The sequence below is a fragment of the Marinobacter alkaliphilus genome (genome assembly GCF_055394375.1).
Window position 1 is genome coordinate 3,684,469 of the sequence record NZ_AP043751.1, and the last position, 26,246, is coordinate 3,710,714.

General features: G+C 59.0%; 24 protein-coding genes. 11 read left to right on the forward strand and 13 right to left on the reverse strand.

The features are described 5' to 3' along the window. The first annotated feature begins 238 nt into the window (after positions 1 to 238). Positions 239 to 616 (forward strand): PilZ domain-containing protein, encoded by a 378-nt coding sequence (locus ACZ5Q2_RS16830; RefSeq protein ID WP_058093151.1) that lies wholly within the window; start codon positions 239 to 241, stop codon positions 614 to 616. Here the strand turns inward: ACZ5Q2_RS16830 and ACZ5Q2_RS16835 are convergent, their stop codons facing one another. The 3 genes from ACZ5Q2_RS16835 to pncC all read right to left on the reverse strand — a co-directional run bounded on the left by ACZ5Q2_RS16835 (position 617) and on the right by pncC (position 2,939). Further along, positions 617 to 1,087, reverse strand: a complete 471-nt coding sequence (locus ACZ5Q2_RS16835) for a flavodoxin family protein (RefSeq protein ID WP_374786945.1) — start codon at positions 1,085 to 1,087, stop codon at positions 617 to 619. Between the two features lie 183 nt (positions 1,088 to 1,270). Next, on the reverse strand, positions 1,271 to 2,314 hold the full coding sequence (gene recA, locus ACZ5Q2_RS16840) for a recombinase RecA (protein WP_374786946.1): 1,044 nt from the start codon (positions 2,312 to 2,314) through the stop codon (positions 1,271 to 1,273). Positions 2,315 to 2,438: 124 nt separating this feature from the next. Next, positions 2,439 to 2,939, reverse strand: coding sequence for a nicotinamide-nucleotide amidase (gene pncC, locus ACZ5Q2_RS16845; RefSeq protein WP_374786947.1), 501 nt, complete (start codon positions 2,937 to 2,939; stop codon positions 2,439 to 2,441). A 103-nt stretch (positions 2,940 to 3,042) separates the two neighbouring features. Here pncC and mutS point away from each other — a divergent pair, with 103 nt between their 5' ends. Together mutS and fdxA are read left to right on the forward strand one after the other, a co-directional pair. Beyond that, on the forward strand, positions 3,043 to 5,667 hold the full coding sequence (gene mutS, locus ACZ5Q2_RS16850; protein ID WP_374786948.1) for a DNA mismatch repair protein MutS: 2,625 nt from the start codon (positions 3,043 to 3,045) through the stop codon (positions 5,665 to 5,667). 163 nt (positions 5,668 to 5,830) lie between these two features. After that, on the forward strand, positions 5,831 to 6,154 hold the full coding sequence (gene fdxA, locus ACZ5Q2_RS16855) for a ferredoxin FdxA (RefSeq protein WP_022989403.1): 324 nt from the start codon (positions 5,831 to 5,833) through the stop codon (positions 6,152 to 6,154). An 83-nt stretch (positions 6,155 to 6,237) separates the two neighbouring features. Here the strand turns inward: fdxA and ACZ5Q2_RS16860 are convergent, their stop codons facing one another. The 7 genes from ACZ5Q2_RS16860 to ACZ5Q2_RS16890 form a co-directional block, all read right to left on the reverse strand. Further along, entirely contained in the window at positions 6,238 to 7,269 is a 1,032-nt protein-coding gene (locus tag ACZ5Q2_RS16860; RefSeq protein ID WP_289101643.1) for a hypothetical protein, read from the reverse strand. A 139-nt stretch (positions 7,270 to 7,408) separates the two neighbouring features. Beyond that, positions 7,409 to 8,359, reverse strand: coding sequence for a DegV family protein (locus ACZ5Q2_RS16865; protein WP_374786949.1), 951 nt, complete (start codon positions 8,357 to 8,359; stop codon positions 7,409 to 7,411). A 108-nt stretch (positions 8,360 to 8,467) separates the two neighbouring features. Beyond that, the gene (locus tag ACZ5Q2_RS16870; protein WP_374786950.1) at positions 8,468 to 9,301 is read right to left on the reverse strand and encodes a metal-dependent hydrolase; all 834 of its coding nucleotides are present in this window, start codon (positions 9,299 to 9,301) and stop codon (positions 8,468 to 8,470) included. A gap of 214 nt (positions 9,302 to 9,515) precedes the next feature. Then, on the reverse strand, positions 9,516 to 11,741 hold the full coding sequence (locus ACZ5Q2_RS16875) for a PepSY domain-containing protein (protein WP_374786951.1): 2,226 nt from the start codon (positions 11,739 to 11,741) through the stop codon (positions 9,516 to 9,518). A 22-nt stretch (positions 11,742 to 11,763) separates the two neighbouring features. Then, positions 11,764 to 12,234: a DUF2271 domain-containing protein gene (locus tag ACZ5Q2_RS16880; RefSeq protein ID WP_374786952.1), complete on the reverse strand. Its 471-nt coding sequence runs from the start codon at positions 12,232 to 12,234 to the stop codon at positions 11,764 to 11,766. A 72-nt stretch (positions 12,235 to 12,306) separates the two neighbouring features. Continuing rightward, the gene (locus tag ACZ5Q2_RS16885; protein WP_374786953.1) at positions 12,307 to 12,708 is read right to left on the reverse strand and encodes a PepSY domain-containing protein; all 402 of its coding nucleotides are present in this window, start codon (positions 12,706 to 12,708) and stop codon (positions 12,307 to 12,309) included. A gap of 76 nt (positions 12,709 to 12,784) precedes the next feature. Continuing rightward, positions 12,785 to 14,089, reverse strand: a complete 1,305-nt coding sequence (locus ACZ5Q2_RS16890) for a ferredoxin reductase family protein (protein WP_374786954.1) — start codon at positions 14,087 to 14,089, stop codon at positions 12,785 to 12,787. Between the two features lie 164 nt (positions 14,090 to 14,253). Here ACZ5Q2_RS16890 and ACZ5Q2_RS16895 point away from each other — a divergent pair, with 164 nt between their 5' ends. The 4 genes from ACZ5Q2_RS16895 to ACZ5Q2_RS16910 all read left to right on the forward strand — a co-directional run bounded on the left by ACZ5Q2_RS16895 (position 14,254) and on the right by ACZ5Q2_RS16910 (position 18,190). After that, positions 14,254 to 14,919 (forward strand): response regulator, encoded by a 666-nt coding sequence (locus ACZ5Q2_RS16895; protein ID WP_092031514.1) that lies wholly within the window; start codon positions 14,254 to 14,256, stop codon positions 14,917 to 14,919. Beyond that, positions 14,909 to 16,258 (forward strand): ATP-binding protein, encoded by a 1,350-nt coding sequence (locus ACZ5Q2_RS16900; RefSeq protein WP_374786955.1) that lies wholly within the window; start codon positions 14,909 to 14,911, stop codon positions 16,256 to 16,258. The genes ACZ5Q2_RS16895 and ACZ5Q2_RS16900 overlap by 11 nt, the downstream gene beginning before the upstream one ends. Positions 16,259 to 16,260: 2 nt before the next feature. Further along, on the forward strand, positions 16,261 to 17,403 hold the full coding sequence (locus ACZ5Q2_RS16905) for a helix-turn-helix domain-containing protein (protein ID WP_432210656.1): 1,143 nt from the start codon (positions 16,261 to 16,263) through the stop codon (positions 17,401 to 17,403). 199 nt (positions 17,404 to 17,602) lie between these two features. Next, complete coding sequence (locus ACZ5Q2_RS16910; protein WP_092031505.1) at positions 17,603 to 18,190, forward strand: DUF6448 family protein; 588 nt, start codon at positions 17,603 to 17,605, stop codon at positions 18,188 to 18,190. 90 nt (positions 18,191 to 18,280) lie between these two features. On the opposite strand, the gene ACZ5Q2_RS16915 is transcribed toward ACZ5Q2_RS16910, so the two are convergent. Both ACZ5Q2_RS16915 and ACZ5Q2_RS16920 read right to left on the reverse strand, forming a co-directional pair. Next, entirely contained in the window at positions 18,281 to 19,657 is a 1,377-nt protein-coding gene (locus ACZ5Q2_RS16915) for a solute carrier family 23 protein (RefSeq protein ID WP_374786956.1), read from the reverse strand. 94 nt (positions 19,658 to 19,751) lie between these two features. After that, positions 19,752 to 21,380: an acyl-CoA synthetase gene (locus ACZ5Q2_RS16920; protein ID WP_374786957.1), complete on the reverse strand. Its 1,629-nt coding sequence runs from the start codon at positions 21,378 to 21,380 to the stop codon at positions 19,752 to 19,754. A 149-nt stretch (positions 21,381 to 21,529) separates the two neighbouring features. On the opposite strand from ACZ5Q2_RS16920, the gene ACZ5Q2_RS16925 reads away from it, so the two are divergent. Beyond that, entirely contained in the window at positions 21,530 to 23,020 is a 1,491-nt protein-coding gene (locus tag ACZ5Q2_RS16925) for a sensor histidine kinase (RefSeq protein WP_061331677.1), read from the forward strand. Positions 23,021 to 23,027: 7 nt separating this feature from the next. Then, positions 23,028 to 23,684 carry a response regulator transcription factor gene (locus ACZ5Q2_RS16930; protein WP_061331676.1) on the forward strand — a complete coding sequence of 219 codons (657 nt, stop codon included), beginning with the start codon at positions 23,028 to 23,030 and terminating at the stop codon, positions 23,682 to 23,684. Here ACZ5Q2_RS16930 and ACZ5Q2_RS16935 read toward each other — a convergent pair. Next, positions 23,665 to 24,921: an aminotransferase-like domain-containing protein gene (locus ACZ5Q2_RS16935; RefSeq protein ID WP_432210655.1), complete on the reverse strand. Its 1,257-nt coding sequence runs from the start codon at positions 24,919 to 24,921 to the stop codon at positions 23,665 to 23,667. The genes ACZ5Q2_RS16930 and ACZ5Q2_RS16935 overlap by 20 nt on opposite strands. A gap of 202 nt (positions 24,922 to 25,123) precedes the next feature. On the opposite strand from ACZ5Q2_RS16935, the gene ACZ5Q2_RS16940 reads away from it, so the two are divergent. Then, positions 25,124 to 25,429 carry a hypothetical protein gene (locus tag ACZ5Q2_RS16940; protein WP_230714383.1) on the forward strand — a complete coding sequence of 102 codons (306 nt, stop codon included), beginning with the start codon at positions 25,124 to 25,126 and terminating at the stop codon, positions 25,427 to 25,429. Continuing rightward, on the forward strand, positions 25,426 to 26,232 hold the full coding sequence (locus ACZ5Q2_RS16945) for a PhzF family phenazine biosynthesis protein (RefSeq protein ID WP_230714381.1): 807 nt from the start codon (positions 25,426 to 25,428) through the stop codon (positions 26,230 to 26,232). The genes ACZ5Q2_RS16940 and ACZ5Q2_RS16945 overlap by 4 nt, the downstream gene beginning before the upstream one ends. The last annotated feature ends 14 nt before the right edge of the window (positions 26,233 to 26,246 follow it).

The window sequence follows — 26,246 nt, forward strand, 5'->3', positions numbered from 1 at the left end:
TTCGATTCCCGTTGAGTTCGGTTTTGAGTAGTAACTGTCGCTCGCATTGTAGTGTTTGAGCTTCAAGCTGTCGCCTATCCGCGCCGCATTTATCGGAAGAGGCCGGATTCGTGACAATATGCCAACCGGGTCACAAATTCCCCCTTGGTCATTTTTCAGGCAGGCCGTCGATTACTACACTTCCATGCCCGGACGGATTCCGGATACAACAAGTACAATACGGGTGATGGTCAAAGCAATGACGAATTATTCCGCAGATCGCCGCATCAAGGATCGTTTTTCGGCGTCGTGTCTCAGGGTGCAACTCCGTGAGAGGGCGTTCTTTGGTCGCGGGAAGCAGCCAGTGGCGGTAACCTGCCTGGACCTCAATCGTTACGGTATGGCGGTGCTGTGCCCTCGGCCGGTAGACTCCGGCGCGCATTTGTTCCTGGATATTGAGGGTAAATACATCAGCGAGTCGCGCATTGATGCCCGAGTGGTGTCGTGCCAGCCGTTTCAGACGGGCTTCCGTGTGAGTCTGCAGTTCAGCTACTGTCTCGACAAGAAAGGCTACTCGAGAGCGATCGACAATGCGCTTTCCCGGATTGAGGGTTTTTACAACCGGTTCGCCAGTTAATCAGATCAGGCCAGCATCCAGGCTGGCCGCCACGTACATGCCCAGTTCCTCGCACTGTTGCTCGAATTCATCCCTGTAATCTCCCCTGCACAGCAATGGCTCCTGTATGCGTTTCCAGCGTAATCCGGTGGTGATGCTGTCGATGGCGCGGCGGGTGCCGGTGCCGTCGTGGCCGGCGCGGATGTAGTAGGCAAAGGGCAGGCCCTGGGTTTTCTCGAGGCAGGGGTAATAGCTTCGGTCGAAGAAATCTTTGAGGGCGCCGGACATGTAGCCGAGGTTTTCGGTGGTGCCGAGAATGATGGCATCGCAGGCGAGGATGTCTTCGGGGCCGGCATCCAGTGGGGCTTTTACCACCACTTCTACGGCTTCGATGTCGGGGTTACGGGCGCCTTTTTCTGTGGCGTTCCGGAGTTTCAGGGTATTTGGGGATGGGGCGTGGGCTACTATCAACAACTGCTTTTTTATCGTCATAGTATTCCAACCTTACTCCTGCACCTAACTAACGTGCCAGGTCAGCACAGTGGGGAGCTTTTCCGGGAAACGCTACAAGCACATCCATGTGCGCTTCGCTCCGGCCATCCATGGCCTCCGAGATTCCCGGAAAAGCTCCCCACTGCGCCGCCCCCAACTTTACAGAGGGCGGTCCGAAAAAAGTTACAACAGCTCGCCGTTTGCTTCCACTGGCGCTTCTGCCGCTTCTTTCTTCACCGGCTTGGGCATCAATTTGTCGCGAACCTTGGCTTCGATTTCGTTGGCGATGTCCATGTTCTCTTCCAGGAACTTGCAGGCGTTGGCTTTGCCCTGGCCGATTTTATCGCCGTTGTAGGCGTACCAGGCGCCGGATTTGTCGACGAAGCCTTCTTTAACGCCCATGTCCAGCACTTCGGCCATGTGGTAGATGCCCTTGCCGTACATGATCTGGAACTCGGCCTGCTTGAAGGGCGGAGATACCTTGTTCTTGACGACTTTTACGCGGGTTTCGTTACCGACCACTTCGTCGCCCTCTTTGACAGCGCCGATGCGGCGGATGTCCAAGCGTACGGAGGAGTAGAATTTCAGGGCGTTACCGCCGGTGGTGGTTTCCGGGCTGCCGAACATGACGCCGATTTTCATACGGATCTGGTTGATGAAGACCATCAGGCAGTTGGCGTGTTTGACGTTACCGGTCAGTTTACGCAGGGCCTGGGACATCAGGCGGGCCTGGAGGCCTACGTGGCTGTCGCCCATCTCGCCTTCGATTTCGGCTTTCGGTGTCAGTGCGGCAACGGAGTCGACGATGATCACGTCAATGGCGTTGGAGCGCACCAGCATGTCGGCGATTTCCAGGGCCTGTTCGCCGGTGTCTGGCTGGGACACCAGCAGGTCGTCTACGTTTACGCCCAGCTTTTCCGCGTAAATGGGGTCGAGCGCGTGCTCGGCGTCGATGAAGGCGCAGGTTTTGCCGGCCTTCTGGGCTTCCGCAATCACCTGCAAGGTCAGCGTGGTTTTACCGGAGCTTTCCGGGCCGTAGATCTCTACAATCCGGCCATACGGCAAGCCACCAATACCCAGGGCCACGTCCAGCCCCAGGGAGCCGGTGGATACCGCAGGAATGGCTTCACGGGGCTGGTCGCCCATTTTCATCACGGCGCCCTTGCCGAACTGGCGTTCAATCTGGCCCAGTGCTGCGCTGAGTGCTTTCTTGCGGTTGTCTTCCATTGTTACCTGCCCCTCACTATTCGATATGACGACACCGGAGGTGTATCCAGTGTTTTCCTGTATATTTGAACAGTATTAAAACATAAGCCTTGGCACAGACCAACCCCTGCCGGGGTGAAAAACATCACAGTGCTTTCAGAAACTCCGTAACCCCTTGCAACACATACAAAACCGATTGCCGGCGTACCTGTTCCCGGTCGCCGTCAAAGTGCTGAACACGGGTTTGCGTGTTGTCCGGGCCGGTACCCCAGGCAAACCATACCGTGCCCACAGGCTTTTCCACGCTGCCGCCGCCGGGGCCGGCAACGCCGCTGATGGCCACGGCCACATCCACACCGGTGGCGCGAACGGCACCGGCCACCATCTGGCGCACCACCGGTTCGCTGACAGCGCCATGTTCGGCCAGCGCCTTTTCTTCCACGCCCAGAATGGCCTGTTTGGCCTCGTTGCTGTAGGTCACCAGCCCGGCCATCACATAGGCAGAGGAACCCGCCCTGTCTGTCAGCACCTTGGCCACCCAGCCACCGGTGCAGCTTTCAGCGGTGGCCATGGTTCTGCCTTGCTGCATCAACAAGTCTCCCAGCGCATTGCCGGCGGTTTCCAGTTGCTGATCGGTTGCTTGCATAGCCTTCTCCAAGATCCTGTTGCCAAACCCTTCGTTTCATCCCGGGCGTTATTTTCTTACAATCCCCGCTTTGACCCAAACGCACGATCAACCGGACGCTTCCATGCCTGCAACCCAGACCGATCTTTCCAAGCATACCCCCATGATGCAGCAGTACCTGAAGATCAAGCGGGAGCACCCGAACGAGCTGGTGTTCTACCGCATGGGTGACTTCTACGAGCTGTTTTACGACGATGCCAAGAAAGCCGCCGAGTTGCTGGACATTACCCTGACCGCCCGGGGGCAATCCGGCGGCAATCCTATACCCATGGCCGGCGTGCCTTTCCACTCCGCTGAGGGCTACATTGCCCGCATGGTGCGCGCAGGTCAATCCATCGCCATTGCCGAACAGATTGGCGATCCGGCCACCAGCAAGGGGCCGGTGGAACGGAAGGTGGTGCGCATTGTTACCCCCGGCACCCTCAGCGATGAAGCCTTCCTGGAAGACCGCCGCGACAACCTTCTGGCGGCTATTTTCAGCCATAAAGAGCAGTTCGGCTTTGCCTCGCTGGATATTTCCAGTGGTCGCTTTGCAGTGTCTGAACTGGACAGCCTGGAAGCCCTGCAGGGGGAACTGCAGCGGCTGCGCCCGGCCGAGATCCTGATCAGCGAAGATTTCCCCTTCGGTGACCTGCTGGAAGGCTTCACCGGTGTGCGCCGGCAAGGCCCCTGGCTGTTCGAGCTGGATTCAGCCCGGCGTGTGATTACCCAGCAACTCCAGGTGCGTGACCTCACCGGTTTTGGCTGCGAAGACCTGCACCTGGCCATTTGTGCCGCTGGCTGCCTGCTGCAGTACGCCAGGGAAACCCAGCGTACCGCCCTGCCCCACATCCGCAAACTGACCCGCGAGCGTCGGGAAGATGCGGTGATCCTGGACGCCGCCAGCCGCCGCAACCTGGAAATAGACACCAACCTGATGGGTGGCCAGCAGTACACCCTTGCCTGGGTAATGGACCGCACAGCCACCGCCATGGGTGCCCGTGAATTGCGCCGCTGGCTGAACCGCCCGCTGCGGAATGTGGAGGTGGTCCAGCAACGCCAGCAGTCAGTCTCGGCCCTGCTGGACGGTTTTCACTATGAACCGGTGCACGACCTACTCAAGCGTGTGGGAGACATCGAACGGATCCTGGCGCGGGTAGCCCTGCGCTCGGCCCGGCCCCGGGACCTCGCCCGCCTGCGGGATGCTTTCCAGACCCTGCCAGAGCTTCAGGAAGCCCTGAAGCCGGTTAATTCCAGCCATGTAGCCCAGCTGGCCGGAACCATTGGCGAATACCCGGAGCTTGCTGACTTGCTGGAGCGGGCCATCATCGAAAACCCGCCGGTGGTGATCCGCGAGGGGGGCGTGATAGCCGAGGGCTTCGATGAAGAGCTGGACGAGCTGCGCAACATCAGCGAGAACGCAGGCCAGTATCTGCTGGATGTGGAAACCCGGGAGCGGGAGCGCACCGGCATCTCCACCCTGAAAGTGGGCTACAACCGGGTACACGGCTATTACATTGAAATCAGCCGGGGCCAGTCTGCCCAGGCGCCGGTAGATTACATTCGCCGCCAGACCCTGAAAAACGCCGAACGCTTTATTACGCCCGAACTGAAAGAGTTCGAAGATAAGGCCCTGAGTGCCAAGAGCCGCGCCCTGGCCCGGGAAAAAGGCCTGTATGACGACGTTCTGGAAACCGTCGCCGAACAACTGGCGCCGCTGCAGGATGCCGCCCAGGCCCTGGCCGAGCTGGATGTGCTCAGCAACTTTGCCGAGCGCGCCACCAGCCTGCGCTTTACCGCACCGGAGTTTACTGACCAGCCCGGTTTTGATGTGGAAGAAGGCCGCCACCCGGTGGTGGAGCAACTGCTGGACGAGCCTTTTGTGCCCAACAACCTGCTGATGGACACCAAACGCCGGATGCTGGTGATTACCGGCCCCAACATGGGCGGTAAGTCCACCTACATGCGCCAGGCCGCCTTGATTGCCCTGCTGGCCTACACTGGCAGCTTCGTGCCCGCCAACCGGGCGGTGCTGGGGCCGGTAGACCGGATTTTCACCCGCATGGGCTCTTCCGACGACATCGCCGGTGGCCGCTCTACGTTCATGGTGGAGATGACCGAAACCGCCAACATCCTGCACAACGCCACCGAACACAGCCTGGTGCTGATGGACGAAGTAGGCCGGGGCACCAGCACCTTCGACGGCCTGTCGCTGGCCTGGGCCACAGCAGAGCACCTGGCGAAGGACATTTGCTGCTACACCCTGTTCGCCACCCACTACTTCGAGCTGACGCAACTGGCGGATGACCTGGAACATGCGGTAAACGTGCACCTGACTGCCACCGAACATGATGATTCCATCGTGTTCCTGCACAATGTGCATGACGGCCCCGCCAGCCAGAGCTATGGTTTGCAGGTGGCCAAGCTGGCCGGCGTGCCACAGGATGTTATCCGTAACGCCAAGGCCCAGCTGGCACACCTGGAAGGCAGTGCCAGCCCCTCAGCGCCGGCCCCGGAGCATGTGCATGAACCGGCGCCGAAAGCCGTCAAACAACCGACCAGCGCGGAAACGGTTTATCAGGGTGATATGTTCGCCATGGCGGAGCCAAGCGCGGTGGAAGAGGCCTTACAGCAGCTGGATGTTGATGGCCTGTCGCCCCGGGAGGCCCTGAACCAGCTGTATGAACTGCGGGCATTATTGAAGAAATAACAGAAAACTGGGCCAAACTTGATCTGTGTAATAAGGTTATAGCAGCCCAACGCTTGCGGCTGCGGGGGCCGCTCCCTACAATATCGCGCACAAAATTATAGATGGGGCCGGATTTTCAGGGCTCCTGATGAGACTGAATGTTCTACGAACCAGGGATCTGACTATGGCGTTTATCGTTACTGATAACTGCATCAAGTGCAAATACACCGACTGCGTGGAAGTGTGTCCGGTAGACTGCTTCTATGAAGGCCCCAACTTTCTGGTGATCGACCCGGACGAGTGCATCGACTGCGCCCTGTGCGAGCCCGAGTGCCCGGCGGAAGCCATCTTCTCTGAAGACGAACTGCCGGCAGGCCAGGAAGCCTTCGTTGAGATCAACGCGGACCTGGCCGGCAAGTGGCCGAACATCACCGAGAAGAAAGACCCGCTGCCAGACGCCGACGAGTGGGACGGCCAGCCCGACAAGCTCCAGTACCTGGAGCGCTGAGGCCAAAAGCTGTCAGCAGCTGCGAAAAAGCCGGAAGAGCGATCCTCTTCCGGCTTTTTTATTTCAGGCCTGTGCAGCCCGGCTTACCCCTCTGCCAGCAACTTCTTCGCGGCAGCAGACTTGTAGAAGCTTCCCAGCCTTCTGCGCACCAATGCCTCCACATAACCTTCCTTGTGCAGCACATCGATAATCGGCAGGCCGAGCTCGGCAATTTCCGTCACAATCACTTCGCGGGTCACCCCGATGTCATTCAGCAGGTCCATCACCGGCCGGTCACCATACTTGGCAAACAGGTGCTCTACCACTGCCCGGGCACAGCCTTCAAAGTAGGCGGTTTTGCGGAAGTTCAGCCAGAAGTCATAGCCCAGCACCACAAATTCCTGCAGTTCCACCTCGCCCAGGCCGTCCTGAAGCTCCGCAATGGTCTGGTTCTCCAGTGATACCCAGGCCGCCATCACACTGTCACGAAGCTCATCATCGGTCAGTGCCCGATGCAGGAACTGCTCGCTGCGTACAATCAGCCCCGGCAAGCTCTCTGCCAGCCAGGCCTTGATGCGACGCTCGAAGGTTTCATCCAGCCCCGGCACGGCCTTGTTGGCCATTTTCTTGCCGAACTTCATCACCGAACCCACTCCCGGCACCGAGCGGGTAATCAGGTTATCTTCATAAAGGTAATTCACCAGCCCGTGGTACACCACGTTCGACACCAGCTCCTGGTACACCGGGTGCGCCATGATCTCGCTGATGATCCGCTCCCGCTGCTGGCGCAGCTCCAGGGCCTCTTCGATAAAGCCGCTGGCCTGCTCCCGTGACAGGATTTCGCCCAGCGTGGTGTCTGCCTGAACCGGTGCCTTGAGCACTTCTGCCGCCATCTCCGCAGCCAGTTCCGGAATGCCGGCATCCAGCTCCATGTTCACAGCGATGCGCTTGATCACGCCCATTACCTGCTCGGGGCTGATCAGCCGGCCCAGCGGGACTTTTTCGGCATAGCCAAGCAATTCATCCACTTCCTGTTCCAGGAACTTCTTCAGCTTGGCGCCTTTGAGGGCGGCCACTTCATGCTTTACGTGGGCTTCAAACAGGGTATCGACAAGACTGGGGGCAGTTTTGCTCATAGAGCTGGCATCCTTTGGCTGAATTCCTGAAGTATGCCGATGAGGCTAACACGGAAGCAGGCAGCTGGGGTTTGCCGGAATTACCGGCGGACCCGTGATTATGGGCCAGTCCGGCGACCAGCCCGGCAAAAACAGACGGTTACTGGAAGTCTGAAAACTCGTGGGGTTCCGCCGCCAGCGCCAGGCACAGGCTGCCGGGGCCAACGTAGATGGAGCTGGTAATGCCCATCTGCGACAACAGCAACTCTACACCGTGCTTTTCACAGGCATCGCGCAGGCGATTCAGGCCCGGCAGCTCTTCGATCTCAGTCCAGCTCAGGCCGCAGGACAAACTCACATAGGGTGTCAGCAAACCGGCTTCCAGGCGGCCGATGGCGTAATTCATCACTTTCTCGACCGCCACGTTGAAGTCGCGGGTTTTGGCCACGGGCTTGCCTTCAACGCCCTGCCCGAAGATCACCGGGTTGATGTTCAGCACCTTGCCCATGAAGGCGGCCATCGCAGATACGCTCTTGTCGCCGCGGCGCCGGGCCCGTTCACGGATGTAATGCAGGTCGCGGGGAATCACGCAGGTGTAGATCTTGTCGGTGAAGGTTTCCACCTCGTGGCGCAGGGCATTCTTGGAGACTTTCTGGTTGATCAGCCGCAGGGTGTGGGCCGCCAGCAGGCCCTGCCCGGTAAAGATCTGCTTGCTGTCGATGACCCGCATGGAGAATTTGCCCTCCCGGCCGGCGGCTGCCCGGGCCTTCTCGTAGTTGGCCAGCACACTGTTCATCGCCTTGGTGGCGTTCTCGAAAATCAGGCTGCGGCTGCGGGTGACCGTTTCACAGACGGCTACGTCGAACTGGGTGACGATTTTCTCCATGAACAGGTCATGGATCTGTTCTTCGGTGAAGGCCAGGGTCTCGGCATGATGGCCTTTCTGCAGCAGCCCGCTCTGGTAAAACTCCTGGGTGCGTACCGGGTCGTGTTCGTCGATGTAGGTCTGGCCGTCGATGACAGCGGTCACGGGGAGGATAAAGAGGTCGTGCTTGCGACTGAACTCATAGGGCAGATCACACGCGGAATCGACGATCAAACCTACTCGCATGGTGAGACTCTCCAGCTGCGGACGATTCCTCGACGGGAACGCCCTTTATTTTATCGTTATTTTGAGTCGCCAAGTTTTACATAAGCGGGGCGGAATTTCAGCACCCGCTCAGTTCGCTGCACCCACGCCTTCCAGCTCCCGCAGGTTTTCAGCCAGCAGCCGCCGGTTGTCCTGTTGCCAGGGATGGAAGTCCTTGCGCAGGTAGGCCAGGAACTCGGGCAGGCACCGGCGGATGACCCCGGGCTTGCCCCACAGGAAGTTGAGCCCGCCCAGCCAGGTCCGGACACTCCAGAGCTTGCCATCGGTGCGCAGCAGGCTGCAGGTATTCAGGAAAGTGTACTTGCAGAAATTCCAGGTCACGAACAGGAACACGATCCGGCGCAGCCGCTCATTGCCCACACAGGCCCGGTAGACATCAAACGCGACCGACTTGTGCTCAGTTTCCTCGATGGCATGCCAGCGCCAGAGCTGCTTCATGGCAGGCGTGGCGCCCTCCATCCACTCCGGATTCTTCAGGATCGCATTGGCCAGGACCGCCGTGTAGTGCTCTGCGCCACAGGTGCCCGCCAGCTGCCGGCTCGGGCGCAACTTGCCGACCCACTCCATGTGCTTCAGGAAACGCCGGTCAATTGCATCAATGTCATAGCCCCGGGCCTTCAGTGCCTCGTTGTAGCTCTTGTGCTCGCGGCTGTGCAGGGCCTCCTGGCCGATAAAGCCCCGGATCTCCTGCTTGAGCTTGGGATCATCAATCCGGTCCCGGTACAGACGCACCGCATTGATGAACTGCTGCTCGCCATCGGGAAACTGGAGCGACAACGCATTGAAAAAGGCGGTACGAAAGGCGTCGTTGCCATGCCAGAAGGATTTCAGGTCCTCGCTGACATCGAAATGCATGTTCCGGGGTGCGACAGACACCCCTTCCGGGGTCGAGCTGACTGACATGATGGCCTCCTGTCGTCAGGTTATTGTTATCACCACATTGAACTTCGTTTATTTTTTAACCGGAAGAGCCAGTCTAACCTCACCCGGATGCTACCGAAAAGACAACGACAGAATAAATGAGACAATTTGTCACGATATGACAAATTGTCAATTCTCTGGACCATTTTCGCGCCTGAATAGCTCCTGGAAAGCCGGGAGCAAGGCCATGCCCGGCTCAGTAAACATCCTCCAGATAACGCCCCTGTATTCTCAAATCATCCACCTCCAGCCTCAAGGGTTGAAGAATCTCTTCGAAAACCTGTTTCACCCCGGCGGCCATGTCCCTGCCGCCACACACCAGAACCTGGGCACCGGTATCAATCATCTGCCGCAAGGCGGTCTGATCCTGCCGGAGCCTGTCCTGCACGTAGGTCCTTTCATCGGATCTTGAGAACGCGGTACTCAGCCCCGTTAGCCTGCGATCCTCCAGGTAATGCCCCAGTTCCGGTTGATACAGAAAGTCCGAATTCGCACTTCGACCGCCCCAGTACAGGTACATGGGGTTACGGGCGGTGTTTTTCCGGATGAATCCGGTCAGCGGGCCGATCCCGGCACCGGCGCCAATCAGAATGACGGGCACTGTGCCAGCGGCCGGGCGAAACCCCGGATTCTGGCGAATAAAGGCCTCAACACTGTCACCCGGTTTCAGGCCATGCAGGTAACCGGAGCAAAGGCCACCGGGCTGTTTGCGAACACAGATCTCAATTACCCCGTCACTGGCAGATGAAGCCAACGAGTAAAACCGCGCTTCGTGCCCTTGCGGCGGCAGGATGCCGAGCAGGTCGCCCGCCTCGAACGCCGGCAGGCTGCGGCGACCAGGCCGGGAAAACCAGGACCGCCATCCCTGCCGCGCGTCTGCCCGACGGAAGCGCAGGATGCTGGTCGGCGCCTGCACTGCCAGCCCGTAATCCACACGTTCTGCAAGCTCCAGCCGCAAGGTGCGCGGTGGGACCGGGTCATGGTTCAGGGAAAGCGAAGCCCCGATCGCAGTGCCAAGCCGGTCACCCCACTCGCTGAACCGGGCAGCGGAACAGCGGTCAATCAGCTCAACGGGTTGTATCTGGGTCAGCCCCTTGCCGGCGAGCGCTTCATCTACACCCAGGGCAAACCGGCAGAAGTTCGGGAACTGCTGGTCACCAAACCCCAGTACGGCATACTTCAGCGTGCTTTCGGCCCTGAAGTCACGAAGCCTCGCCATAAACTGCCGGGCAGAGGCTGGCGCATCACCATCACCGTAGGTGGAGGTCAGTACGAACAGCATGGCGGCCCTTGGATAAGAATGCGCCAGTTCGTTCATCTCAGCGCAATGCACCCGAAATCCCGCCTTGGTCAGCTCCGTCTGCAACGCCCGGGCAAAGCCCCAGGTGGCACCGCCCTCTGACCCTACCAGCACAACGACATCGGCCTCGGCGGCAGCGACGTTGTCCTGGGCCTGTACCGACGACCGGCGCCGCTGCCACCAGATGATAGCACCGGTCACCGAAAGCGCCGGCACGGCAAGCGCAGCCACACCAAGTATCAGGCCCAGCCACCAGAGGCCCTCACCGGTATGCAACCTCATGATCCATTGCTGGACCACGCTGCCGGTGGACCGGGGCTGGAACTGCAGCAGCTCGCCGGTAGCCTGATCAACGAACCCAGAGCCCCCGGTGGTGGTCAGGGAGTACACGTCCTGAGGGTCATCCGGATAGGGAAACACGAGTTCACGGAGATCGTTAAGATCAACCTCTAAGAGCGCCTGAAGCCGATCCACGGGACGGGGTTGGCCCCCGGAAACCTCGGCCGGGAAACCTGGCCCCAGATCGGAGGCCTCGGGTATCAGACCAAATCGCTGGGCTGACATGAAGCTGCCGGTCAGTGCCGACAGCAACAGCCCCAAAACCGCCAACCGGGCCATTTCGGCGTGAACCCGTTTACTGCCGGTGCCGGCTAACGGTCGCATCAATGCTCTCCAGCCACCGCTCCGACGGGCCAGCAATACCATGCCCGATAGGCATACAAGCAACATCAATGCGGCCGAGATGCCCGCCACCATCCGCCCTGGCGTATCCAGCAGGAACGAGCGATGCAGGTCCCTGATCCATACAAAGAACGCCGATGGCTGGTAAGCCCCCAGACGCTCGCCGGTCACCGGGTTGACCAGATCCGCCCCGGCCTGGCCATCCCGGCTGTAGTAAACGACCACCTGGCCGGAGAGGTCACGCACAATCTGCTCAGTACCCGGGTAGTTTGCCACCACCCGTCCTGCCAGCTGGGCGACGCTGACCTCGCCGGCCGGTGGAACCACTGCTCCGGCCCGGTCCAACGCCGGCGCGAGGGCAAGGATTGAACCGGTAACAGCAAGTGTCGCCAGAAACACCACCGCAAACAGACCGGGCAGACCGTGCAATTTACGCAACATCAAACTTGCTCCTGGCTAACCATTAAAAATCGTAGCGGAACGAGCGAACATAACCCCGCCCAGAGACCGGCTTGCCCGCGCCCTCGGTGGTCAGCGGTAAAGCCACATCGGCCCGGTTGTCCCGCATATCCTCAACCGCGGTGTCGACCCGGACTTCATGGCCGCTGTCAATCAGAGCGTCATCAAGATTAAGCGTGATTTTCAGGGTTCGGCCGCTGGTGATGCTGGCGCCCGTCAGCCCATCGTATTCCGCAGGGTCCAGCCTGCTGCCCCGGGCCCAGCCACTCAGATGCTTGTAGTACTTGGACTTTTTGCCGGCAACCCAGAGAGTCCCCCGATACGCTCCGGACGCATCCGTCAGGTAGAGGGCCATGTAGGCGCCATCTCCGCCGTAGTCGAGTAACTCGGTTGTGAAAGTCACTTCACGAGCCTGAGCAAGAGCGGGCAAGGCGACTGAAACAGCCAGGCCCAGAGCAAGAAGAATCTTTTTCATACCGTACCTCTTCGTATCGTAATTCCGATATCACGTTGAATTGCAGAAACAGCGGGTAAAACAATGGCTGGGTTATTCCACGGTCACTGTCGGGCGCCCCTTGACGATGCCATTACTGGGAACCGGACGATCGGCCTGAGCCTTGTCCCGGGCCTGGCCGTTACTTCGGTCATCTCTGTTATCGTCATCGTCGTCTTCGTCGTCATCGTCTTCCCGTTCCAGATCCATCAGCTCGAAAGTCGCCGGTGCAAACGATGCCTCAGCACTGAAACCTTCCGGGGCTATACCCTTCACTTCATAACAACCGTCATCGACTTTGATGCGGTAAACCGTCCAGCCTTCCGCCTCCAGCTTCTGACGCAGCTGTTCCCGTGGCTGCCAGTCAGCCATCGGGTCGTCACAGTCATCGTCCGCCAGCACCGGCGCACTGAGGCACATTAGCGCGAGGCTGATAATCACAGGTTTGGTTTTCATGGGATGTCTCCTGTTAAATCCACACCGTCTATTCTGGGGCGCAGACCTGACACTAGCCTGAACGCCCCGAAAATGATTAACGGAACTGGAAGGCTTCCTTATGGAAGCGTGACAAACGCAACGGTGCTGCCCGCAATCCCCGCTCCAGGGCCTGCCCCAGCCCTGCCGGGCCGCAGAACCAGACCTCCGCCCTGGTGCCCGAGGGCTCACTGGCAGACAGGGCTTCTGCCGAAAGGCTCTCCCCTTTGCTGCTGTCGTGAATCTGCAGCTTGATGCCCGGAAAGTCCTGGCAAAGGGCCTGAAGCCGCTCTACCACCGGGTCCTGGCCCGCGTTGCGGGTGCAGTAATGCAAATCCGCTTCGGGTTCGGGCTGGTTGGCGGCACTCGCCGCTTCGAGCCAGGCGAGAAACGGCGTGACACCAATACCGCCGGCAATCCAGATCTGGTGGGCCTTGCGATTTCTTCGGTTGAAATCGAAGCAACCGTAGGGACCTTCCACGGTCACCGGCTGACCCACCCTGATCTTATGGGCAAGGTTGCGGGTGAAGTCGCCAAGAGACTTGATCAGAAAAGTGACGCGGCCATCACCACCATCGGCACTGGCAATGGTGAAGGGATGAGAGCCTTCCAGCTTGTTGAACGTCACCAGGGCAAACTGCCCGGGCCGATGCCCCCGCCAGGCCTGGCCCAGGTCCAAAGTCACCTCGGTGATATTCGGTTCCGGGGTATCGATGGCTGCGATAGTGCCCTGCACCTGCCGATGTCGACCGACTCTTCCGGCCAGTGACAGCACGCTGGCAAGGCTGCCGCCTGCCAACAGGGCTGCCATCAGCCAACCGATGGGTTGCTGCCACCAGTCCAGCGGAGCAAGCCAGGCCGCATGGAACGCGAGCAGCAGGTAAAGCGCAGGCATTGCCCGGTGCAGATAACGCCAGTACCGGTAGGGGAACTTACGCCACAGGGTAATCAGCAACATGGCGAACAACAGGTAAATGGCAAACTCGCCCACCTCTTCTGCCGCATCTCGCATGGCTTCGATTAACCCCGAATAGTGCGGGTCGTCGAGTCGGCTGACTCCTCCGAAGATCGCTTCAATGACATCGTCACCCATCTCGATCAACCAGTGCGCCGCCGCGAAGGTCACCGCAAGAATGCCCGCCCATTTATGGGTTCGGTAGATCTTGTCCAGCCCACCCATGGGTCGTTCAAGCCAGGCCGGGCGTAGGGCCAGCATCATGGTCAGGGACAGTAAGGCGATGGATAACCAGCCGCTGAGCAAGAGGCCCTGGTCATAGACGGACAACTGCCCGCCGGATGTTGTCAGGCTCCATGCCCACAGGCCGGTAACCACAAGAATGAAAGGTAATATCAGCCGGATCATGGTGTCTCCTCTGATCAGTTCCGGGAATCGTCACGATCAGGCTAGCGCCGGAACCTGACAGCCAGCTGAAGCGGATCAGAAAACAGGGCCGATCCTTGACTTTTCAGGCTGCCGTCAGGTTCTGGCTGTAGTATCTTCGTCGGAAATTGCATCAGAGGTGAGCTATGCGGATATTGCTGGTGGAAGATACCGTGGGCCTGGGCGAGGCCGTGCGGGATCAGATCACCGAGGAAGGCCATGCCGTGGACTGGGTGGAGTCACTGAGGTTTGCTGAAGCAGGCTTCCGAACCACCACCTACGATTTGATTCTTCTCGACCTGATGCTCCCGGATGGCCATGGCCTGGATTTTCTGAAAACCATCAGAGCCAGCGGAAACAGCACCCCGGTGATTATTCTCACGGCGCGGGACCAGGTATCTGACCGCATTGAGGGACTGAATGCCGGTGCCGACGACTACCTGATAAAACCCTTTGATCTGTCCGAACTGTCCGCCCGTGTGGCTGCCGTCGCCCGTCGTTACAGAGGCAACCCGAATCCGCGGATCCAAGTGGGTAACCTGGAGGTGGATCTTCGCGATCACCGCATCCAGCGCAATGGTCAACCGGTGGAACTGACCGCCCGCGAGTGGGCCTTGTTTGAGGGCTTTATCCAGCGACCCGGGATGCTGCTTTCAAGGCAGCAACTGGAGGATCGGCTGTATGCCTTCGGGGCGGAAATCGAGAGCAACACCATTGAAGTCTATGTCAGCCGTATGCGAAAAAAGCTGGGGCGCGATGCCATCGTAACGGTCCGGGGCATGGGCTACCGTCTGGAAACCCATGAGTCGTAACCGCAGCCTGCAAAAACGCCTGGGCATTGGCCTCACCCTGGGAGCCACTCTCCTGTGGCTGCTGGGCGTTGCCGCGTCCGGGTTGGTGGCGCAGCATGAAATGAACGAAGTCTTCGACAGCGCCCTTGAGGAAACTGCGCAACGCATTTTGCCGCTGGCCGTTACCGACATCCTGAATCGCGATACCATTACCGGCAATCAAACCGCTCCTGCACTGAAAGAGCATGACGAGTACCTCACCTACGTGGTCAGGGATCGCCAGGGCAACCTTCTGCTGCAGTCCCACGATGCCAACCCCGATATCTTCGCGGAACTGCCCCGCGAAGGTTTCACCAATACCACCACCCATCGCATCTATGTTGCTTCGGCGGTCAGCGACACCCTCTACATCGAAGTCGCCGAACCCCTGGCCCACCGGCGCGAGGCCGCCCTGGAAGCTGGTATCGCTTTGCTGGTACCGCTTCTTGTCCTGATTCCGGTCAGTCTATTCGGAATCTGGTGGGTTGTCCGGCTCTCCCTGCGCCCGGTCATTGAATTCCAGCACTCGATTGAAGCCCGGGGAGCCAGCGACCTGTCACCAGTGAACAAAGACCGGCTACCAGAAGAATTCGAACCAACAGCGGATGCGGTCAATCGGCTGCTGGAGCGGCTCAACCGCGCACTTGACGCAGAACGGAGTTTCACCGCCAACAGCGCTCACGAATTGCGCACCCCACTGGCCACGGCGCTGGCCAAAGTGCAACGGTTGAAAACACAGCTTGAGGATAACCGCCTGAGAGAGAATGTGGCCGAGATCGAAGAGGCGCTGCATGGCCTGTCCACATTGTCCGGCAAGCTGCTCGAACTTGCCAAGGCCGAAGGCGGAGGCGCACTTTCACAAAAACCGCATGACCTTGTGCCGATACTCGCGATGATCACCCGCGACTTTGAACCTCTGGCGCCTGGCCGGATTCGCCTGACTTTGCCGGACCATGAAGTGAACTCCTTCCTGGATCCGGATGCCTTTGCCATTCTGGCCCGCAACCTGATCGAAAACGCTCTGAAGCACGGCTCCATGCAACAGCCCGTCGACATAATCATGACCGACGATGGCAGCGTGAGAGTCTGCAACGGAGGCGACATCGTGCCTCCAGAACAACTGACCCTGCTGCGAAACCGGTTTTCCCGCTACGACACCAAGTCCGCCGGCTCCGGCCTGGGACTCGCCATAGCCGATGCCATTGCTTCGGGTGCTGGTATGACCCTGCATTTGCGCTCGCCGGCAACCGGACGGGCGGATGGTTTCGAAGCAGACATCAATGTAACCCATGCCGGCAGGGATTCTGGCCAGTGTACCTGACCTTGACCGACCTCATTCTGCTGACCAGTATTATTCAGGCGCTGAGTCTGGCCACATTCTTATTGCTTCCACCCAATAATCGACTGGTAAGCAACCAGCTTCTTGTTGCGACACTGGTTTTCTTCGCGGCCGGGCTTGGAGAGATTTTTCTCTACAGCAGCGGACTGGCGCTTGCACACCCCAATCTGGCGTACCTCGGCACCCTTATCGGGCTACTGCAGGCGGGCACGCTCTTTTTATACACCCGGGCTCTGATGTATCAGGATTTCCGCTTGCGTAAGGAGCATCTCGTTCACACCCTACTGTTCTGGGTCGTCGGTGCCATTTTCCTGATCGAGTACTATTTGCAGCCAACCGGCGAAAAACTCCGCATTCTGAACGAACGCGATCATCCGGGCGTGTTGACCTCGCCTCTGCTCGCTGTTGCCATTCACGCTGTTTTCCTCGGGTACCTGTACGCCACCATTCGCACCATCAACCGCTTCGGCCTCAGCCTGCGACAGGTCTTTTCAAGTATCGAAAACAAACAGCTCTCATGGTTAAGACTACTTCTGATTGGCTACGCAATAGCCTGGACAGTCAGTATGTTCTACTGCATGACGGCCCATGTCTTCAAAAGCGCACCGGGCGCCGATTGGGTGGCAGGGGCCGGCGCTGTTACCGGGTTTCTGTTTATCAACTTTTTGATGGTTAATGCGCTTCGACAGCCGGTAATTTTCACGGGGCTGGCAGCCGACCAGGCTGCGCTGCTGGACGACACCACAGTTCCTGAATTTGATCAGCACCTTAAACAGAAACTGGCACAGTTTATGGCAGAGGATAAACCCTATCTTTACTCGAACCTTACGCTGGAGCAGCTCGCTCAAAAAGTCGGAGCCCACCCCAGAGAGGTCTCCCGAGCGATAAACCAGGGGTTCGGGTGCAATTTCTTCGAATTTGTCAGTAGCTACCGCGTACAGGAAGCGAAGCGTCGACTGGCCGATCCTTCGGACACTTCCAGCATCCTGCAGGTGATGTACGATTCCGGCTTCAATTCCAAGTCCGTTTTCAATACGGCTTTCAAAAACAACACTGGTCTGACCCCCAGCGATTTCCGTCGCATGCACACTCGCAACGACAACAACCGCACCCAACCCTCATCGTGAGACCAGCCATGGCGTTCGACTTTGGATGCCCGCAAACAAGAACCTCCAACCCATTGGTTTATATGTCTTTTATGCCTACCACTTTCCAGGTCTGACTTCACGTTTGCGAACGATTCGCCGGGGCGTTTTCCCTAAGCTGGTTCCCAGGTTCCACCGAAACCGGAACTTGTCTCAATCACCAAAACGCGAGGAAACGTCCATGAAAACCAAACTACGAAAAGCCACCTTTACCGCAAGTGCTGCCGTCCTCCTGGGGCTCATGCTGGCAGGTAATGCCCAGGCCCATTGCGATGCGCTGGATGGCCCTGTCATTACCGAAGCCCGGGCAGCGCTCGAAGCCGGTGATGTTACCCCACTACTGAAATGGGTTCCCGCCGAGGACGAGGCCGAAATCAGGCGTGTATTCGCCGATGTCCGGGACATCCGGGGCGAGGGCGAGAAGGTACGCAAAATTGCAGACAAGCATCTCTTTGCAACACTGGTAAAAGTTCATCGTGCCTCCGAGGGTGCACCCTTTACCGGGATCAAGCCGGCAGGGAACATCGACCCCGGACTGAAGGCGGCAGATGCTGCACTAAGCAACGGCGAGATTGACCAGCTGATTGCAAACATCACCCGGAAAATAGAGACCGGGATTCGGGAACGCTATGACCAGGCCCACAACTCGTTGGCCAGCGCCGATCAGAGTGTCAAGGAAGGGCGCCACTTCGTGACCGACTATGTTGACTACATCCATTACGTAGAAGCCGTTCACGGGGCGGCTGGAGCAGGTAAGCACGGGCACTGAAGCTGCCCGAGCAACAAAAAAGGGAGGCGCTCAGGCCTCCCAAGGACACACAGGGGGTTGATGCCGCCGCCGAACGCGGCGGCATCAGTTTCAGTGCTCGTTGACCGGCTCCGCGCCCGGTGCTTCCGGGTCTGGCGTGAAGCCGAGAATATGGGTGCGCTCAATCAGGAAATACAGCACCGCGCCAGTTGCCAGGCCCCAGCCTGCACCATAGACCGCCAACACCACGCCCATGGTACCGGCGATGCCACGCTCGGTGTTGTTCTCGAGCTGTTCCAGGCCCACCATCAGGCAGATGTAACCGGTCAGCAGCAGAGTCAGCGACAGGGCAATCGGCAGTACCGGCTGGAAGAAACTCACCAACGGCAGGATGAACAGGGCAATGAAACCGGTAATCCAGAAGGTGCCACCACCGCTGTAGATGGAGTCCATGGCATTGCGGCCGTACTTGTAACGCTCGGCCATAGTCGCCGTCACCGCGGTCCAGATCGGGCCGGCCAGGCCGGGATACGGTGCGAAGAACGCATGGCCGCCGTTGCGAATCGCCGTGACCAGATGCACACGGTCGATGCTGTTATCAATGTCCTCATCCTTGCGCAGGTGATCGACACGGTTCATCAGGGACTGACCCACCACGATGTCACCGAAAGCAATAACGTAGGCAATCACAGCGGTCGGAATGGCGTACAGGAACACGCTGGAATCCGGGAAACCGACCGCAAAGGGCAGGTAGTTCCAGAGCTCGTCAAACGCCGGTTTGGTAATGCCCCACTCCACGTTGGGCACCTTGTACTCGCCGGTGGCGAAGCCCACCAGGATGGCCACGACCATGCCCGGCACCATTCCGTAATTGGCAATCTTGCGGGCAATGGAGTTGGTCTCGACAAAGCCCTTGAAGGACACGGAGAACATCAGGTACAGGCACACCAGGCCACCAATAATCAGGGAGATCGGAGTGTTCGCCAGGCGGCCGCCAGCCTCGATTTCACCCATCAGGGCGGCAATACCGGCACCGATGATGATGCCGCCTTTCATGGACCGGGGGATCAGCTCAACCAGCTTGCTGCCCAGCCGGGTAATTCCCAGCACCAGGAAGATGATGAACACCAGGAACTGCAGAGCAAACAACGCCTGAATAGCTTCGGGGCCTGGCTCATAATCGCCGAGGAACAACAGCACCACGGGAATACCCGGGGTAATCCAGCCCGGTACCAGCGGCACCCCCAGAAGCGCCGGAAGCATGAAACCGATACCACAGATGACCACGTAGGCCAGGGCCACGTCGTAGGGAACGCCTAGGTATTTTTCCAGCAGGGGAATCATCGCCAAACTGACCACGAACATGATCAGGGCCTGGACCATCTCTGCGAACTCCCAACGATAGTGGACGAACGGCAGACGGATTTTGAAAGGGCCCGCGGGCCAGAACGGCTGTTCTTCACCGTTTTTTCTGTGGAACATTTGCATTGCATTACCTCCGGGCACGCCGGTAAAGGGTGCCAGTCAATGTTGTTTTTGTGGAAAGAGGTGTGGCTGCGCTCGGCGGCGCAGCCTTGCCGGATCAGTTCAGTTCTCTGGCCTGGTCCCGCAGTACGAACTTCTGGATCTTGCCGGTAGAGGTCTTCGGCAGCTCCGAGAACACCACGGTTTTCGGAACCTTGAAGCGGGCAAGGTGCTCGCGGCAGAAACTGATGATGTCTTCCTCGGTTACGTTGCCGGCTTCCGGTTTCAGGGTAATGAAGGCGCAGGGTGTCTCACCCCACTTCTCGTCTGGCCGGGCAACCACCGCGGCTTCCATTACCGCCGGGTGGCGGTAAAGGGTGTCTTCCACCTCGATGGTGGAGATGTTCTCACCACCGGAGATGATGATGTCTTTCAGGCGGTCTTTAATTTCCATGTAGCCGTCTTCGTGCCACACGGCCAGGTCACCGGTGTGGAACCAACCACCCCGGAAGGCTTCTTCCGTGGCACTCGGGTTCTTCAGGTAACCTTTCATCACAGTGTTGCCGCGCAGGAAGATCTCGCCAATGGTCTTGCCGTCTTTCGGGACCGGCTGCATGGTGTTGGGGTCAGCCACCATGGTACCGCCCAGGGTGTGATAACGAACGCCCTGGCGCGCCTTGATCTGGGCACGCTCACGTAACGGCAGTTCATCCCATTCCGACTTCCAGGCACACACGGTTACCGGACCATACACCTCGGTCAGGCCGTAAACGTGAGTCACCTTGATGCCCATTTCTTCGATGGAGCCAATCACCTGGGCGGGGGGCGCCGCGCCGGCGGTCATGGACTTCACTTCGTGATCAATACCAGCCTTGGCTTCTGGCGAGGCATTCAGCAGCGCGTTCAGAACAATCGGGGCGCCACACATGTGGGTAACCTGGTGGTCACGGATCAGCTGCAGGATCTTCTCAGGGTCCACCCGGCGCAGGCACACGTGGGTGCCGGCCATGGCGGTAATCGTCCAGGGGAAACACCAGCCGTTGCAGTGGAACATCGGCAGGGTCCACAGGTACACCGGGTGCATGTCCATGGACCAAACAGTTTGGTTACCCAGAGCGTTGATGTAGGCGCCTCGGTGATGATAAACCACCCCTTTGGGGTTACCCGTGGTGCCGGAGGTGTAGTTCAGGGAAATGGCATCCCACTCATCGGCCGGGAAGCTCCACTGAAACTCGGGGTCACCCTCTTGCAGGAAGGCTTCGTAATCAAGGTCGCTGACCTGGACCCCCTCGCCGTACTCGGGGTCATCCACATCAATCACCAGGGGCTTGTGCTCAAGGTGACGAATCGCATCTTTAACTACCTGGCCGAATTCGCGGTCGGCAATCACAACTTTCGCCTCACCATGCTCCAGCATGAAGGCAATGGCCTCGGCATCCAGGCGCACGTTCAGGGTGTTCAGTACTGCGCCGATCATGGGCACGCCAAAGTGGCATTCCACCATGGCAGGAATGTTGGGCAGCATCACCGCCACGGTATCGCCCCGGCCGATACCCCGGCCTTTCAGGGCAGAGGCCAGGCGCAGGCAACGGTCATAGGTTTCTGCCCAGTTACGACGGATGGCACCGTGGATGATGGCCGGATAATCCGGGTACACACTGGCGGTGCGCTCGATAAAATCAATGGGGGACTGAACTGCGTAGTTGGCATCCCGGGGCGCAAGGCCCTGGTCGAAGATCGAAGTCATTGGTGTGGTCCTCTAACTCAGATGTTGTTCTTATGGCATATTCAGAAGAATAGCCAAAGCAGCTATACTCCAGATTGCCCGAAATGGTAGAAGATAGAACAAATATTAGAAACTCTACTATGGTATTATAGGATTATTACTATAAATTTATGAGCAACCCTAAAAAAGCCCGCATTTTCAGCCAAATGGCCCCTAATGACCCACAACCCACTCTCATGGTCGGTCGCACATTAGAGGTCCTGGCCAGTAATCATGCGGCCGATTCCCTCGTCCAACGCGCAGAACTGGACCATCCGGAGCACCTTTTACCGGTGAACGCGGCAGCGCTTGTTAAATCAGCCCTGGAACAGGGCCGAGCCATTGAAAACGTGGAATCCCGGTTTGCCGACCATATTTTCCTGTGGAGCTTCATTCCGGATCCAGACAGCGGGGAAGTATTGGTTCGGGGCCGTGATGCCACCAACGATATCCTCACCCTGGAAGAAGCCGTTCGCTCCAACCGCCTGTATCGGCTGATTACCGAGAACACCACAGACCTGATCTCGCGGCATGCCCCGGACGGACGATTCATTGATGCCACGCCAGCGTCCTGGCGCCTGTTGGGCTACTGGCCGGAAGAGCTCCGGGGCAAGGCCCTGGAAGAGGTGTTCCAGGGGGAAAACGTGGCCGAGCAACTGGCCCTGACCCGCCACCGGCTGCGGGAAGACGGCTACGCCACCATGACGCTGGAGATTATTCACCGCAACGGCAGCCGCCGCTGGTTCGAGATTGCCAGCCGCGCCATCCGGGAGACCTATACCGGCGCCGTGGTGGAGGTGATCAGCGTATCCCGTGACATCACCGCCCGGGTGGAATCCGAGGAGCAGAACCGGCTGCTGGCAGATGAACTGGCCCACACGGCCCGCCTGGCTACCCTGGGTGAACTGGCTTCCAGCATTGCCCATGAGATGAATCAGCCACTGGCGTCAATTGTGAATTTCGCGTCCGCCAGCCAGCGCTTTCTAAAGGAAGCAGACCAACATCCCGCGAAGCTGCTGAAGGTAGACGACGGCCTGCAAAAGATCGTGCACCACGCCAACCGCGCCTCCGAGGTGATCAAACGTCTTCGGGCGTTCCTGCGTAAAGGCCAGAAGCGCATGGGCCCGGTATCCCTGAATTCGGTGATTACCGAGGTTGCACGCCTGTGCCAGTGGGAGGCAGAGAAGAACGGCGTCCGGATCTATGAGAACCTGGCCGCAGACTCCCCCACCATCACCGCAGACCCGGTGTTGCTTGAACAGGTGTTGATCAACCTGATCCGTAACGGCATCGAGGCCAATGTGGAAGCCGGGGCAGAGAAAGACAGTGCAGGCCCTTCCCGGATTGTGGTCAGCACCTGCGTCAACGACCAACAGGAAACCCTGATTCAGGTCATCGATGAAGGCCCGGGGCTGGACGACGAAGGCATCCGCCAGATGTTCCAGCCGTTCTACACCAGCAAGGCCAAGGGGCTGGGACTTGGGCTGTCCATGAGCCGTTCCATCATTGAGGGATTTGGCGGCTTTCTGGATGCCACCCGCACAGACACCGGCGGCCTTTCGCTGATCTGCCGGTTCCCTCCCGGCAACACCCGATGCACCCACAAACCAACCCAGGAGTAAGCCCCCGATGTCTGGTACCACCCAGTCAAACGCCAACACCGTTTACGTTGTTGATGACGATGCCGGTATGCTGGAGTCCACCCAATGGCTGTTGGAATCGGTCGGGCTTGAAGTCAGAGCCTACAGTGATGGCCGGCAGTTTCTGGATGCCGTGGAAGACCAACGCCCCGGTTGCGTGATTCTGGATATCCGGATGCCCGGCCTTGGCGGGCTGAATGTTCAGGAAGAACTGCAAAAACGGGGTTTGGAGATACCGATTATTTTTGTCTCTGGCCATGCCGATGTGCCCATCGTGGTGCGCGCCTTCAAATCCGGCGCCTTTGATTTTATCGAGAAGCCCTTCAATGAGCAGTTGTTACTGGACAGCGTGCAGCAGGCACTACAGGCACCCGCCGAACCCGAGCCACCCGTTCGCTCCGATGCGGATACCGAAGCGCTGATCAGCACCCTCACCCGCCGGGAACGGGATGTCTTTCTGCCCCTGGCCCAGGGCTACACCAGTAAGGAAATCGCCGAACAGCTGGATGTCAGCGTTAAAACCATCGACCTGTATCGGGCTCGGGTAATGAAGCGCCTGGGCGCAGAACGGCTGCCGGATGTCACCGGCATTGCCATTGCCGCTGGACTGCTCGACCCGGCAAATCTCAGAACCGGTCCGGGCTGACCCCGGACTGCACCTCCCGGGCGATGGCGCCCAAGCGGTCGACCGCGGCTTCAATCCGGCCGGTCCAGGGATTGCCGCCGTTCAGCCGCAGGCAGTTGTCGAACTTGTTGGCGGTGGAGAACATCCGTCCCGGGGCGACGTTTATATTCTCTCCCCGCGCCCGGTGATACACCTCGGTACCCGACACCCCCTCCGGCAGCTGAACCCAGAGCACAAACCCGCCCTGGGGCCGGCTCACCGCAGTGCCCTCCGGAAAGGTTCTGGCAATAGCCGAACGAAGCCGGTCTGTGGACTCCTTGTAGTGCTGCCGGGCCGAGCGTAAGTAACGGTCATAACCACCCTGTTCCAGAAAATGGGCGACTGCCAGCTGCGGGATGGTGGAAGTTGCCAGATTCACAAAATATTTGTGTTGCCGGGCGGCAGCCATATGCCGACCGGGGATCATCCACCCAAGCCGCAGCCCCGGAGAGATGGTCTTGGAGAATGAGCTGCAGTAAATCACGTTATCCGCCAGGTCAAAAGCTTTGGCCGGGCGCGGGCGCTCGCCGGTATGGAAAAGGTCGCCGTAGATATCGTCTTCAATCAATGGCACCCCAGCAGCCGCCAGCATGGACACCAGCTGTTGTTTGCGCTCGTCGCTCATCCGGGCACCCATGGGATTACTGTGGTTTGGCACCACCACGCAGGCTTTCAAGGGCCACTGCTCCAGGGCAAGCTGCAGGCCCTCCAGGCTGATGCCGTCTGACGGGTGGGTGGGAATCTCGATCACCCGCAGGCCCACCACTTCCAGCGCCTGCAGGATGCCGGGAAACGCATAGTCGAGGGTTTCCAGGCCTCGCCTCGCCGCCCATAACGTGCTCTGCTGAATCTGCCTGACCGGCAGGTAGTCCGGGTGCGGAATGGCCGTGGCCAGGGGCACCATACGCTTTTGTTCATCGGCACACAGGTCCAGGGTCATTTCCCGGGCAGACACCGGTACCGGACGACTGCGCTGTTCCGTCATTCTTGGTTCCGGCAAATCCCGGGCTGGCCGGCGCACGAAATACCCGCTGCGTTCCCGGGCCTGCAGGTAACCTCGGGCTTCCAGAGTCTGGTGGGCCTGCAGCACGGTTGAAATACTGACACCGAACTGCCGGCTCAATACCCGCACACCGGGCACACGCTCCCCTTCCCGGTATACACCATCAAGGATCAGCGCCTGAAGCTGGTCCGCCACCTGGTTGTAGAGCATGCCCATCGTGTTCTCCGCCAAGCCGTGCTTTATAAGCTCTATTCCACCAGAACCGACGCCACTATGAGCAGTACAGTTTCCCGGCTTTTTCGGCAGTACAGTTTGCATTTTTCTGCATCTGTACCGATTCAATAACACTGTAGCTGAATCTGTTATGGAAATCCGATGAAACCAATAATGGTTGCTGAATCAGAAAAGGAGTTTCATCATGGCAACGGCAACCATCCCAAAACCCGACTCGCGTTCACCGCGCCGTGTTCACCGCGCCACCCGGAACGATGTACTGGGCCTCTACGCCACAGGGGGCACGCCGGCCGCCGGCACACTGATGACAGCCATGCAGGCCCTGGCCCGTGAGGGCATCCGTGTGATACCGGTTGGCAACCGTCACTGGGTTCTTCGGGGCGCTGCGCCGCTGCCAGAGATTCACTGTTACAGTGAGCAGGAGCTACATGGAATCTCAGTCTCACCAGCCAGACGCGTTCTACTACCAACCCACAAGGACAACCCATGAAGACCGATATCTACCAGGTGGATGCTTTTACCAATGAACTGTTCCGGGGAAACCCTGCGGCGGTGATGCCCCTGAACAGCTGGCTTCCGGAGCAACAGATGCAGGCCATTGCCCTGGAGAACAATTTGTCCGAGACCGCTTTCCTGGTGCCACTCCCGGAACAGGATGATGCAGATTTTCATATCCGCTGGTTCACCCCGACGGTAGAGGTGCCACTGTGCGGGCATGCCACCCTGGCGTCGGCGTGGGTGGTGTTCAATCGTCTTGGCTGGCAGCACGACAGGGTTCGTTTCCAGTCGAAAAGCGGCCCCCTGGCGGTTACCCGCCGTTCCGATGACTGGCTGGAACTGGACTTCCCCAACCTGCCGTTTGAACCCCGACCAACCCCGGAGTTAATCCGGAAAGCGCTGCCAAACGCCCCCGAACAGGCGTTCTACGTGCCAAATGACACCAACTACATGGTGGTTCTGGATTCAGAAGCTGCAGTGACCGCAGCGGCCCCGAACCTGGCGTTGTTGGCAGAACTGGGCAATCAGGGACTGATCGTTACCGCGCCAGGAACTCAGTGCGATTTCGTCAGCCGTTACTTCGCCCCCGGAGCGGGTATCGATGAGGATCCGGTAACCGGCTCCATCCACAGCGTGCTGGTGCCTTACTGGGCTGAACAGCTCGGCAAACAAACACTGGAAGCCCGCCAACTCTCTGCACGCGGTGGCGTTCTGCGATGCGAGCTCAGAGTTGACCGGGTAGCCATCGCCGGCCAGGCGGCGTTTTACATGGAAGGGTCCGTTTACCTGCCCTGAGGCTGATATACTGC